Source organism: Limnochordia bacterium, assembly GCA_023230925.1.
Classification (GTDB): Bacteria; Bacillota; Limnochordia; order DUMW01; family DUMW01; genus JALNWK01.
Window position 1 is genome coordinate 1 of the sequence record JALNWK010000016.1, and the last position, 13580, is coordinate 13580.

The following is a 13580-nucleotide window of genomic DNA, read 5'->3' on the forward strand; positions in this document are numbered from 1 at the left end:
AAATTCACATTAATCACCGGGATACTGCCATCATCTCCCATTTACTTTGACGGTATACCTCATTTGGGGCAGTCAACAAACTGGAAAATACCTTCTGTTTCGGAGGCTTGCCTGATTCGGGTTCAAGCAGGTTAAAGAACTATCCCGGGTCAACGGACGAGAAAACGTCAGTCTGCTCATTAATAAGGAAGCTCGGGCAAACACAGTGGATGTCGCTCGCAAGGTGCAGGAAGCCGTCGCCTCCTTACAGGATATGTATGCTGGCCAATGCCAGCTATCCATCGTCACGGATAACTCGGTATTCATAGAAATGTCCGTAGATACCGTTACCTCCAATGCAGTGGTTGGAGGCATTTTGGCGGTATTGGTGTTATTGCTTTTCTTAAGGAACATCGGTACCACCTTGATCATTTCTGTGGCAATCCCCATATCCATTATTGCGACATTTACCCTTATCTACTTTAATAACATGACCTTAAACTTAATGTCCTTAGGGGGGTTGGCCCTGGGAATCGGTATGCTAGTGGATAATGCCATTGTAGTCATTGAAAATATCTACCGTCACGTCAGTGAAGATAGTACCCCAAGGGTCGCTGCAGTCAAGGGAACAGAGCAAGTATCCATGGCAATTACCGCATCAACCCTGACAACTTTGGCTGTCTTTTTGCCTGTGGTATTTATTAAGGGAATTGCCTCTGAGATCTTCACCGACTTGTCCCTAACGATCACCTTCTCCTTGGCCTCATCACTATTAGTGTCGTTAACCTTAGTTCCCATGTTGGCCTCACGGCTCCTAAGAGCAACACCACACACAGACAAAGCTGGAGGTTTCTGGTCAACTATTACAGGTTTTCTACCCCGGGTAATTAAGGTAGGCTCTGAGAAATATGCAAGATCCCTGGAGCGTCTACTGAAGAGACGCTGGATGGTAGTTAGTGTCGCGGTTGTCCTTCTTTTGGTGAGTCTTGGCGTCTTTCGAACCATTGGCCGGGAATTCTTGCCTCAGATGGATGAGGGGACAGTCCTGCTTCAAATACAAATGCCCAAAGGTACCACCCTAGAGGAGACTAATCTGGTTGTGATGGAATTAGAGAGGGATCTTATGAACCTTGAGTACATCACCACTGTATTCGCCCAGGTTGGCTCCAACGTTGGGGGAGACAATGCAAAGATATCAGCACAGCTGGTTCCCCATGACAAACGAAAGATCACCACAGCCATGGCTATGGAAGATATCCGCTTGATTGCCAAGGACTATCCCCAAGCTGAGATTACGGTTGCCGGGGTGCCGGTCTTTGGGGATATGGGAATCGGGGAGACTCCCTTCAAGGTGAATCTCCAGGGAGATGATCTCGATCAGTTGGAGGATTATGCCTTAGTCCTTGCCGAGCACTTGCAAGAGATTCGAGGTCTAAGGGACATCAGGACCAGTATTGAGGAGCCACGAATTGAGGCCCAGGTACAGGTAAAGCGGGATAAAGCTTCTACCTATGGCCTATCGATCTATCAGATTGCGGCCTCGATCCGAACAGCAATCCATGGTCAAGTTGCAACCCGCTACCGGTCCGATGGAAGGGAAATCGATGTCCTGGTGAAGCTGGAAGATCAGCCTGAATTGGGGCTCGGGGCAATTGGGGATGTTCCCATTTCCACACCTTTGGGTACCACAGTCTTACTTAAGGAAGTTGCAGACATGAACATGGTTGAAAGCGTCGATAGGATTGATCGTCAGGATCAAAGTAGACAGATTTCCGTACAGGCTCAAGTTGCCAATCGCAGTCTTAGCAACATTGTCGCCGAGGCAGAGAAGATTATCGCCGAACTGGAGTTACCCAACGAAATAGACGTAGTCTTTGGCGGAGACACCCAATGGATGAATGAGGCCCTTGGGGATCTGGCGAAATCCTTGGTTTTGGCAGTATGCCTGGTATACATGATTATTGCCTCCCAATTTGAATCACTATGGCAGCCTTTGGTTATCCTCTTAAGCATTCCCTTTGCCTTTGTAGGGGTGGCATGGGCCCTGTTCTTAACAGGAAAAACGATCAACATATCGTCAATGATCGGTGTAATCTTGCTGGCGGGTATCGTAGTCAACAACGGGATTGTCTTGATCGACTATATCAACCAGTTGCGCCAAGAGGGGCATACAAGGGAGGCTGCTGTAATCCTAGCAGGGAAAACAAGGTTACGTCCGATTCTTATGACTACGTTAACTACGGTCCTTGGGCTTCTGCCCTTGGCAGTAAAAACCGGTGCCGGGGGCGAATTGGAGTCACCCATGGCGATTGTAGCAATCGGGGGACTTACTGTGTCGACCCTGTTAACACTCTTCCTGATTCCAACAATGTATACGATCATGGACGATTTCGTTCATAATCTAGTGGGACTTTTCCCCACTAGAAACAAGGAAACAATTAGCAAGGAGGTCCACTCATGAACAAACGTATCTTAGTCATATCTGCCACTTTGATCTTTTTGCTGGGTTCATCCCTGGGTTTCGCCAAAGAAGAGCATGTTACCCTGGAGAAAGCAACAGCCGTCGCCTTGGAAAACAGTCTTTCATTAATCGCTGCCCAACTGGAGCTGGACGATGCAAGGTTAGCGTTGGATCAGGCCCGAGCAGAGAATCTGGTAAAACCGAACCCGGCCAATCTGATCCAGGCCGAGTATAATTACGACATCGCGCGACGAAAACTGTTGATGACTGAGTTTGAAGTAGCTATGGAAGTAAAACAAGACTATTACACTGTCCTTAAGGCGCAGGATATGGTTGAGCTGACTACGAAAGCCCTAGAGCTTAGCGAACGACAACTAACCGTTGCCAAAAGTAAGTTCGCGGCCGGAACGGGAACCCAAAGTGAAGTAATCAACAGCGTCGGGGCCGTGGCAAAGTCGAAAGCCAATCTCGCCGAAGCAGAGGGAGGTTACCAACTGGCTTTACTCAAATTCCGTCAAACACTGGGTGTATCGTTGGATGCCGTGTATCTCCCTGGGGCTTTGCCTACCACGGAATTTGAAGCATATTTGCCTAATCTGGAACGGGATTTGGACTTTGCCCTGAACAATCGTGTCGAGGTTATCCAGGTAAACGCAGGTATCCTGGCTGCCCAAACCCAAATCGAAGCCTTTACTAATGACTACACCCCTGAACTAGCCCTACGAAGGGCAACCGTGGCCCTAAGAACCACCGAAAACATGGCCAAGCAGCTACGATATGGAATCACCCTAGAGCTGCGTCAAAACTATATCAATCTACAGACAGCTCAGCGGAAGTTGGAGGCAGAACAAGAAAGCGTCAAGGAAGCAAAGGAAAACCAACGCATCGCCCAAAGACTCCTGGAAGCAAACATGGCCACCCATGATCAGGTCCTCGCCAGTGAAGTAGGTCTACTACAGGCAACGATTAACGCCCGTCATGCTCTTTATGATTACGACCTTGGTGTTCTGAAGTACCAAAAGGCAGCAGCATATCCGCTTAAGACCCTCACTGACCAGGAAAAGGAGCACTAGTCTACTTAAGCCACATGCGTTACAAAAGAGGGGAGGAAGCAGGTTACATTACCGTAACCCTGTGCCAATAATGAGAAGAAAAACAACGAATCTGTGCTTGATTGTCTTACTGTGCACCATCGTACAAATTGCTCAGGCCAGTGAGCATCCCCTTTGCTTAGGGGATGCCATTGATCTTGTGCTCACAAACCACCCGAGCATCAAAGAGAAGAATGCAGATGTTGCCCAGATGACCACAGTGATTGAGCAAATCGAAGCAGGTCTTGGTTGGCGGGTTGATGCCAATGCTGATGTGGCTGCAGAAAAAGCTTCTAAGCTGGTGCAGTTACCATATAAGGTAAACAATGAGGAATCTGTACCGGAACAAGTAAACACCTATATAGGCACTGTAGCCATCAGCCGCAGCCTTTTTCCTTCACCTGCCACAAAGGCACAAAGTACGCAAGCCCAACTGGGTAAAGAAGGAGCCCTGTGGCAGTTGAGGTTAACCCAAAGCAACCTCATCGTCGATGTTGTGCAATCATACTACAATGTCTTCCGGGCCAAGGATGCCTTAGTCCTTACGCAACAGGCCTTAAGTAATGCAAAGACGGCAGTACAGGTAGCCGAAGACAAACGAAAAGCAAAAACAGCCACAGAACGAGACGTCCTGCTGGCTAAAACCGAGTATCTCGAATGTCAGGCTGGGGTAACCGCCGCCGAACATGCGTTGGATCTGGCGCTGCGGCAGTTCACCAGTCTCATTGGAAAACCCGGTCTGACACTAGCGGACATCAAGTCACCTGGGATATCCATCGAAGCTGCAAAAGATCCGTCTCCGTGGCAATGGACATTAGATCGAGCTATTGAAGCAGCATTGAAGCACCGTCCTGAGATCAATCTTGCCAAAATCGCAATATCCGCTAAGGAACAGGATCTGCTCAACGCCAAAGCGCAAAGCAGACCCACGGCGAACCTAGCGGCGTCATACCAGTGGGGAGAGCAAAAGCAGCAGGTAACATCCAGCATTGATTCCAGCGGCCGCTTTATAACAGCACTATCCAAATGGGATACAAATCTGCCCCCCCTAGAGCCTAGGGAATTGACCGACGACGAATGGAGCAAAATTGAGGAATCCTGGGAAGAACTCTTTGGACCAGATTTTGAATGGCAGCCCAATCGAGAACAGATCAACCGGCTCATGAATGCGGGCATGGAAGAGATCCAACCCACTGAAGACAACTGGAACATTGCCTTCAAGATCAATTTGAACATCTTCGACTCAGGACTGGTAAGAAAAGGTGTGGAAAAGGCCCAGCAGGAAAAGGAAAAGGCAAAGGCTAACTATGAACTAATCGCCCAATTAATCGAGCTTGAAGTTTCAGCTAGCTACAACGACCTTTTACAAGCGCATAATAGAATTCAGACTGTCTCTTCTCAACTACACCAGGCCCAAGCATTGTATGAAGACTCTTTGGCGACAAAGGCATACAGTGCCTTGACACCGCTAGAGGAAAAGCGTCTGGAAACACTGGTACTGAGCGAGGAAAATGCTCTGAAACAAGCCTATTATGATCACGAGATAGCTAAGGTGAAACTAGGAACAGCAATGGGGCTAGATCCTGAGTGGCTCTTAAGTGTACTTGCCTTTTAGAGCCGTTCCTAGGGGGCAATAGAAATTGATTAACGATCTCCAAAAAGAAAAATGGTACCGCATTTTGGACGCAGCCCAAAGCGTCTTCGCCCAGAAGGGATTCCACTATTCCACTGTGGAAGAAATCGCAGAAAAGGCTGGCGTGGGGAAGGGTACGGTATATCTTTACTTTCGAAGCAAGGAGGAAATCCTCAACTGCCTGATCACCACCCGCATGAATGATTTGAACGAGAAAATCCAGGCAACCACCCTACAAGGCACGAATACCCTTGATAGAATACGTAGGGCAATCACAGCTTGCTTTGAGTTCTGCCATGAATACCGGGAATTTGTCATTCTGCTCTACGGCCAATTGGGACTACTAGCTGAGTACATACCAAATGATGATCAGTTAGTGGGGGATTCCATATTGCTGGTGGAGGAAATCATGGAGCACGCCGCGGAAGATGAGATCAGATGGAGATGTGATACTGGTATTCTCTCCGCTGCCCTTAGGGGGATACTGCGCACAACCCTACTGGAATGGGCCATCAACCGAAACACCGAGCCTCCTCAGAAGGCTGCCGATGAGATTTTCAGACTGTTTTGTTACGGTGCAGTCGCATCGGTAAAAGATGAGTAGCTAAGCGATGTTTCTGTGGCAGTAGCCGTGAAAGCAGGAAGAATAGCTTCGTATATGGAACTATTAAACATGTCAGTGAGATAATCCGATTCCAGCGGGCGTGTCCGCATCAAACTATGATTACTTTGTTCTTGTATCTAAAAAACTTGATCACTAACGGGGCTTCGGTCTTGCTTGAACGAATGTTTGGATCGGCATAGAAGGGGACAAGGGCGTAGACCTGATAAGCAATGAAGCGCTACCTAATCTACACATTAATACTTCTTGGAGTGATCTTTCCTAGCCACCCTGACCCCCTTTTTGCCCAACCGAGAGCTTCCCAAGGTATCCTTGAACTACCTTCATGGGATTTCAGCCAACAAGGTTCCATAGCCCTACGGGGGCAATGGGAGTTCTACTGGAAACAGCTACTTGCCCCTGCGGATTTTGCTTCTTCTTCCCCCGAACTGACCGGATACATGGAGCTGCCCCGCCAATGGAACGGATATGTTGTCGACGGGGACCGCCTTCCGGGAGAGGGCTATGCCACCTTTCGTCTGCACGTCATCGCCCCTGGAGCCGACAGGATCATGGCTTTACACATACCCTATATGGGGACTGCATACAAGATGTGGATCAACGGGGAGCTCATAGCCGAAAACGGAGTTGTTGCTGACCGGAAGGCGAACATGGTCCCAGAGTACGCTCCATTGACTGTGCATTTCGTCTCTCTGGGCGAAACCACCGAGATCCTCGTGCAGATCTCTAACTTTCATCACCGCAGAGGCGGCATGTGGCAGCCGATCACCTTAGGTAATTGTGCGACCATCACCCGAGGGAGGGAACGCAGACAGCTGTGGAATATGTTCCTGCTTGGGGGTGTGTTTTTTATCAGCATAGTTCACTTAGGATTGTACCTGTTTAATAGAAATCAGCGGGAATCACTCTATTTTGCGATCTTTAGCCTCTTACTAGGGGGTAGAACCCTGTTCCTCGATGAGATACTTATTCAAAGGATCCTTCCCGGCATTTCCTGGGAATGGCTACTGAAAATTGAATACCTGGCAATGTATCTGGCTGTACCTGTGTTTGCCGCTTTTACCCAAGCTGCCTCCACAAAGCTCAGCCCTCCGCACATCACCAAAGGCTACTTGATAACCAGCACGGCATTCTCCATCTTTACATTGCTTACACCGGCAGTTATCTACACAAAAGCATTACTTGCCTTCCAACTGGTGATCGTTTCAGCAATTGTCTATTTCCTATATGCCACAATAAAAGTTATATGCAAGGAAGGGCATTCAGTTACATTTCTTTACATTGGTTCGATACTGATTGCACTAACCGTGATTTACGACATACTATTCTATCAGAACATCCTCAAGACCGAAGAACCGGGCGCCTTGCGTCTTACTGCTTTGCTCCTAGTTGAGACGGCACTGTTCACGTTGTACTCCCGTAATACCAGCAAGTTAGCTCTCATTGACCCGGTCACCGAAATTTATAACCGAAACATGCTCTATCAGGAACTAGACCGTGTCCTTGCTACCTCCAAACGTTTTCGTAAGCCGTGCTCCTTGGCCATTATTGATATTGACCAATTTAAGAAGTATAACGATACCTACGGACATCTACAAGCCGATACATTTTTGCACAAATTCGCACAGTTTCTCAAACGCAGCATTCGTCGCTCGGATCTTGTTGCTCGTTTTGGCGGGGATGAATTCGTCATTATTCTACCTGCAACCGCTGCCGAGCAGGCCTTGGCAGTGATGCAAAGGCTTAAGGCTGCAGTAGACCGACACTTTCTACCCACAACACCACTCATTTCTATCTCTGTTGGTGTTTCCACCTATCCGGATCCGGCCACGACCCAGCAAGAGCTACTAGAACAGGCCGACCAAGCCCTCTATGGCGCCAAACAGGTTAGGAATAATGTCCGACACTATCAGCAAATTGTGATATCCCCATCGAATAATTGACAATTGCAGCAGGAAATTGCTCTCGGGCCACGTAATATATTGGTAGAAGGAAGTCACTATCAATCACGGCTTATTGCATATAGGGAGCGAATTGCCATTGTCATCTATTAGTATCCCCGTTAATGTAGAAACCTGGGCTAAGCAGATCACGGACAATATTGCCCAGGTTATCGTTGGAAAAACTGAAGCAATCGAATTACTCCTCGTGGCCTTGCTCTGTGAAGGCCATATACTAGTCGAAGACGTCCCCGGAGTAGGTAAGACCATGTTGGCCCGGTCTCTTGCCGCTAGCCTAGGGTGCAAGTTCAGCAGGATCCAGTTCACCCCGGATCTACTTCCCTCAGATATTACGGGAGTGTCCATCTTCAATCAAAAGACCAATGACTTTGAATTTCGTCCAGGACCAGTAATGTCACAGATCCTTCTTGCAGATGAGGTAAACCGGGCCACACCAAGAACACAGTCTAGTCTACTAGAGGCTATGGAAGAACGCACGGTTACCGTAGACGGTAAAACCCATCAATTACCCCGACCATTTCTTGTAGTTGCTACCCAAAATCCCATTGAATACGAAGGCACATTTCCACTGCCCGAGGCACAATTGGATCGCTTTTTTCTCAGACTTGAGTTAGGGTACCCAACGGAGGCAGAGGAGAACCAAGTCTTAATCAGGCTACAGAAACAGCATCCCATTGAGAATCTAGGGCCCGTTACCGACGGCGACACAATCCGCAAAATGCAACAGGCAACTAGGGAAATCTACGTAGAAGAGTCGGTACGCCAGTACATTGTCAGCATAGTGAGGGCAACTAGGCAGCATCGGGATATTGCTCTAGGTGCAAGCCCGCGGGGTTCACTCGCCTTGTTTAAGGCAAGTTGCGCCCTCGCCGCATTACAGGGCCGGGACTTTGTCACACCCGATGATGTTAAGCGCTTAGCCGTGGCTGTTTTGGCCCACCGAATCATTTTGAAATCAGAAAGTCAATTGCGAGGAAGATCGGACAAAGACACAATCGAGGACGTCCTTAATTCAGTACCTATAGTTCTAGAAGAAACCCCTGAAGGAACTTCAGGGTAAGTCAGTACCCCTAGGTCCTGCACAACAGAATCTATCCATAAAAGGGGCCAGGGAAAAGGAGGAGTCTTGTGAAAACAATGAACAAGTACTTGCGGGCCATACTGCTAATCATTGGTACATTAGTGATTGCCTCCCTGATCTGGTACGGTTTTTTGGTCGGGCTGGAACGTCTATCAAGACGCCGCTTTGGTGTTGGCAATTTCGTTCTTTATGGTCTCGGTTCAGGATTGGTCGGTGCAGTCGTTGGATACGGGTTACTCTATGGTACCCGCTGGAAAAAGGGTGCCTTACTGCAGTTTGTAAGCGTCGTTAGCACAATTGCTGTCCTTACCTTTAGCAATTGGCTCAGCCTACGTCAGTGGCAGTCGGGAGCCATCTTGACTTCTGTATCAGACCTCTTCGTCAACTCACTAAGAGAAAACCCCTACCAAATCTTCTTTTGGCTCATTGCCATCATGTCGGCTTGGTCCATAGGAGCTAAGAAACGAGCAACGTAGGAAACGGGCCCATAACCCGTTTCCTAATATCCTTTCACTAAGCTATTTCCTCAATGGAATATTGTTGACTCCCCAGACCTAGTTTCTCTAGTTGCACCAGCTGAACGAAGGGATCTTTCCCATGCACCCGCTCAAAGAGGTGACCCTGGGTGCCGAGTTCCTGGCCTTGAAGCACTCCATCAGACAGCAGATCTTCCACCTTGATTGCATCCAGTGAAGCCCGCTCAATTGCCACAATATCCCGAGAGGCTATGATCCCGATATCAGGAACCAATGAAGGTGTGGTCAAACCCCAGCAGTCACAAAGGGCCGTTATATCCGTAAGGAAATTGATGTATAGCACATGGCCAGGTGCAAAGGTCTTCAGCACTTCACTAGTACATAGTGCCATCCCCGTCTGGAAGTCCTCATAGCGATTATCTGTCATGGTAATAGCAGAAGTGGGGCACACCTTTACACAGTGTTGGCAAAAGGTACAGTGGTGGAAAAACACCTTGTATTTTCCGTCTTCAAAACTGTTAGCATTGTGATTGCAGTTATCAATACAAGCCTCGCAATGGATGCATAATGCTTCATTCCAGTCGAGGCCACCCTCCAAGCCATGAATCTGACGTCTAGTTCGGTCAGTGACACAGCCCATCGCGATATTCTTGCAGGCACCACCATATCCACACGCCCCATGTCCTTTGACGTGGGATAGGTTTATCATTACTTCCGCATCATGGATATGTCCTGCTACGTCAACATTGCGAAAATCTTTAAAATCGACGAATCTCTCGTAGTAATACTTCCCCATGAGGCCACATGTGGGAACAATCGGAACCCCCAGATACTCCTCGGTATAGCCCCGGACCCGCGCGTCACTTACCACTTGGTCCGTAATGAACACCTTGCCCCCCGCAGCCTTCAGCTTATCCACCAGGATTTTCACAAACAGTGGATGAATGGTTGAGTAACCAATACCACGCCCTACATGCATTTTTATCGCGGTCCACTTGTTCTTGACGATACCCAGTTCAAGATGGTCAAGCATCCGTTCGAACTTCGCAGGTAGAGTGGCACTAGCATCATACTGGTCGTACTTTACAGAGCTGAACAAAACCTTCGCCTGCATATTCTCCCACCTTCTAAGTATTATTTCACGGGTTAATTATACCAAAGGTACAGGCCACATTGAAGGCTTCGGGCAATAACGCCATTGTTCTATCTGCACTAGAGTAATTGGAATAGGTTCTCAGGCGCTATTACCTCGCCCATTGGGATCCTGCTAGTTTGACGCGCTGAGACTTTCACCAGCAATTCCTGCAGGAATTACTACCAGAGTGTCGAAGAAGACTAAGTGCTGCAACAAAAGTGAATATGGTTTTGCCCGCTGGGGGAGCGCTGTATGTCGCTGAGAGTGGACTTGTTCCTGACCCCGGAACCTGTAAGGATAATACCTGCGTAGGAAAGCGGATCTGAATTGAGTCAAAGCGCGTTCTCTTTCCTATGAAGAACGCGCTTTTTTGATCGACCGCCCCATGCATTATAGGCGGTATCTGCCCAAAAGCGAATCGCGAGAAAACAAAGGTCCCCAGGGTAACCGGAAACACTGCTTTTGCAGTACCACATCCACAAAAGGGGGTGTCTTGGGCAAACTACTAGCACAAACCCAAGGAAGCACCGCTAAGAAAGGAAGAGTTTCAAGTGAGAAAAGAGACAACACACAACGTTGTACTACTCGTGGAGGTAGCCATTATGGTTGCCCTTGCTACCGTATTGGGCTTCATCCGACTGTTTAGGATGCCCCAAGGGGGTTCCATCTCTTTGGAGATGGTACCGATTTTTATCATCGCTTTGCGTCGCGGTGGCCCTGTTGGGCTTCTTGCCGGAGGAATCTATGGATTATTGCAGCTGCTCATCGATCCTTACATTGTTCATCCCGTGCAAGTCCTTTTGGAATACCCCTTGGCCTTCGCGCTAGTTGGCCTGGCCGGTTTTTTCAAGGAAAAACCCTGGTTGGGCATTACCGTAGGATCTGCCGCCCGCTACATTGTTCATGTCATATCGGGAATGATTTTCTTTGGTTCCTACGCACCCGAAGGAACACCGGTTCTGATTTACTCCCTGGGTTATAATGCGATTTACATCCTACCTAACCTCATCATTTCGGGGCTTATTGTAGGTTTGCTGGCCCCAGTAGTTAAGTATGGATTAAAGCGCTAACCTGTCCGTAAAATGCCGGTGAGGACTTGTCCAAAACATGGGTTGAACTTCCATTGCCGTAAGTGGTATAATGCCCCTGAGGATGTTTTACATCACAGGGGGCGGTATCTTGAACAAAAAGTTAAATAGACTAGTCCTTACCGGTATTCTGCTTGCTATGACCGTCGTATTTCAATATGTGTTGCGTTTTTCTCAATTCGCGGCTGGACCGGCGGTTAATGCCATGCTGTTTTTGAGCACCGCAGTTGTCGGCACTGCCGGTGGAGTCATCGTCGGGGCCTTTACCCCAATTATTGCCTTCTTCTTCGGCATTATGGGGTTTCCACCAATGGTTCCTTTTATCGCCATAGGCAATGCGATTCTCGCCTTAGTATATGGACTTCTACGGAAATCCAATGAAATCGGGGCATATGTGGTGTCAGTAGTAGCAAAGTTCGCCTGGCTTGCTCTCTCAGTAAGGTACCTGCTACAACTTTTTGGTGCCACAGCTAAACCACCACTGGTTAAGGCCATGACCTTTCCCCAATTAGTCACTGGTCTATTAGGTGCCTTGGTTGCATTCTTAGTACTGACAATCCTTGAGAAAAACGGCGCACTAAAACATGTTAAGTAATCCGAAATGGGAACAATGAAAGGAGGGGCCGTATGCCGCGGATAGTCAAGCTATTTGTTGCAGTAACAGTAGCCTTATCTTTTGTTACTGCTACCTGCAATGCCAATCTAGAAATCCAAAGCAGCGGTCCCGTCTTTGTATTAGAGCAAGAGAAATATTATCCAGAGCTTAACTTGATCACCGTCGGCGATCTTACGGGGGATGGCAAGCTAGAAGTTGTTGTGGCCACTGGCGATGGAGTAGAGGTACTTGATGACACCCTTCAGCCCTTAGCATCCTTCACGTTTCCTTCATCTCCAACGGCCCTAGCTACGGGAAACATTGACGGCTATCCTGCGTTGATTGTGGGTAGTAGTGCCGCAGGAGCAGCTTATTACCTTAGACTACAGCAGGGGCGTCTGGTGCAGGTGTCTAGAACAGGTTATCTGTGGTCAAGCGTCTCCTTTATCTGTGTGACAAATCTCACGGGCCTTTACGGCGATGATCTTTTGATCGTCACCGAGGATGCCCGTTTGCTCTTGTTTACCTGGGACGGAAAAGGTTTTCGTTCCGTAACCGAAACCAGTCTGCCCTTTCAACCTGAACTTATGGCAGTGGGGGACTTAGGTCATACTGCCCAAGCAGAAGTGGTCCTTGCCAAGGGAAATCATCTACAGGTACTTACCTACGATGACGGTTCATTTCATGGGATCTGGGACAACTATACTTGGGGCAACATCAATCATGTGAGCATCCTACCCGTGGAGAAGACCCCGCAACTTGTAATCGGAACCAAGGAGAAAATCATTCAAAGTTACCGTTACAAAGATCAACGATTCCAATTGGAGAACCACTATTTCGGTGAGCATTTGAGTTTGACCGGTTTTTCTCCCTGCAATTTAGGACTAGGACAGTTCACAATTGTCGGCTACTCCGATGATCGCAATCCAGTCCTGATGAAAGCCTCCGGAAAGAATTTGTTGCCCCTGTGGACCAATCGAAATACTGACTCTACCATTCGCAATGTCCTAGTTGCCGGAACCGATACCTTGGTTACTTCCACTGACAACCTAGTGCAACTATGGAAGAGACGTCCCGTTAACTACCATACGATATTTCTTAACGCCGAGCCCTATACGGCCCGATTCCCTGCCCTCATAGCCTATGATACAATTTACATATCGTTACCCGATATGGGCGATTTAATCGGCATCGACTATAGCTATATCCAACCTGGCAAGATTGCGAAGATTCCCTATTGGCATCACTTTTTAACCCTCTATGAAGGAGTGTGGCAGGTCTTCCTCGGCCAAGAGTCGATTGCACTAGACGGTCCAGTGATTACTTACAATAACCAGACCTATGTTCCCTTATCTTGCTTAACCAAGGTCTTTGGACTCACCGCTGTCTGGGACCATAGCCGCAGGATACTCTGGATTGAGAAGGCCACCTTTGAGTAAGGCCTGTAGAATATAATCA

Annotated in this window: 11 protein-coding genes and 1 riboswitch; of the genes, 10 read left to right on the top strand and 1 reads right to left on the bottom strand. The window is 48.2% G+C overall.

Annotation, left to right across the window (positions count from 1 at the left end):
- Positions 1-178: 178 nt before the first annotated feature.
- The 7 genes from M0Q40_05205 (at position 179) to M0Q40_05235 (ending at position 9304) form a co-directional block, all read left to right on the top strand.
- Positions 179-2440, top strand: a complete 2262-nt coding sequence (locus tag M0Q40_05205; protein ID MCK9222010.1) for an efflux RND transporter permease subunit — start codon at positions 179-181, stop codon at positions 2438-2440.
- Positions 2437-3513 (top strand): TolC family protein, encoded by a 1077-nt coding sequence (locus tag M0Q40_05210; protein MCK9222011.1) that lies wholly within the window; start codon positions 2437-2439, stop codon positions 3511-3513. The genes M0Q40_05205 and M0Q40_05210 overlap by 4 nt, the downstream gene beginning before the upstream one ends.
- A 70-nt stretch (positions 3514-3583) precedes the next feature.
- A complete protein-coding gene (locus M0Q40_05215; protein MCK9222012.1) occupies positions 3584-5146 on the top strand; it encodes a TolC family protein in 1563 nt (520 codons plus the stop codon).
- 25 nt (positions 5147-5171) lie between these two features.
- The gene (locus M0Q40_05220; GenBank protein ID MCK9222013.1) at positions 5172-5768 is read left to right on the top strand and encodes a TetR/AcrR family transcriptional regulator; all 597 of its coding nucleotides are present in this window, start codon (positions 5172-5174) and stop codon (positions 5766-5768) included.
- Positions 5769-5998: 230 nt separating this feature from the next.
- Complete coding sequence (locus M0Q40_05225; protein ID MCK9222014.1) at positions 5999-7729, top strand: GGDEF domain-containing protein; 1731 nt, start codon at positions 5999-6001, stop codon at positions 7727-7729.
- A 97-nt stretch (positions 7730-7826) separates the two neighbouring features.
- Entirely contained in the window at positions 7827-8807 is a 981-nt protein-coding gene (locus tag M0Q40_05230; protein MCK9222015.1) for a MoxR family ATPase, read from the top strand.
- Between the two features lie 68 nt (positions 8808-8875).
- Positions 8876-9304 carry a hypothetical protein gene (locus M0Q40_05235; protein MCK9222016.1) on the top strand — a complete coding sequence of 143 codons (429 nt, stop codon included), beginning with the start codon at positions 8876-8878 and terminating at the stop codon, positions 9302-9304.
- 37 nt (positions 9305-9341) lie between these two features.
- Here the strand turns inward: M0Q40_05235 and M0Q40_05240 are convergent, their stop codons facing one another.
- Positions 9342-10418, bottom strand: coding sequence for a DUF362 domain-containing protein (locus M0Q40_05240; GenBank protein MCK9222017.1), 1077 nt, complete (start codon positions 10416-10418; stop codon positions 9342-9344).
- Between the two features lie 250 nt (positions 10419-10668).
- Positions 10669-10771: riboswitch (TPP riboswitch) on the top strand.
- Between the two features lie 219 nt (positions 10772-10990).
- On the opposite strand from M0Q40_05240, the gene thiT reads away from it, so the two are divergent.
- The 3 genes from thiT (at position 10991) to M0Q40_05255 (ending at position 13561) form a co-directional block, all read left to right on the top strand.
- Positions 10991-11509 carry an energy-coupled thiamine transporter ThiT gene (thiT, locus tag M0Q40_05245; GenBank protein MCK9222018.1) on the top strand — a complete coding sequence of 173 codons (519 nt, stop codon included), beginning with the start codon at positions 10991-10993 and terminating at the stop codon, positions 11507-11509.
- Between the two features lie 109 nt (positions 11510-11618).
- Positions 11619-12122 (top strand): ECF transporter S component, encoded by a 504-nt coding sequence (locus M0Q40_05250; GenBank protein MCK9222019.1) that lies wholly within the window; start codon positions 11619-11621, stop codon positions 12120-12122.
- 32 nt (positions 12123-12154) lie between these two features.
- A complete protein-coding gene (locus tag M0Q40_05255; protein MCK9222020.1) occupies positions 12155-13561 on the top strand; it encodes a copper amine oxidase N-terminal domain-containing protein in 1407 nt (468 codons plus the stop codon).
- The last annotated feature ends 19 nt before the right edge of the window (positions 13562-13580 follow it).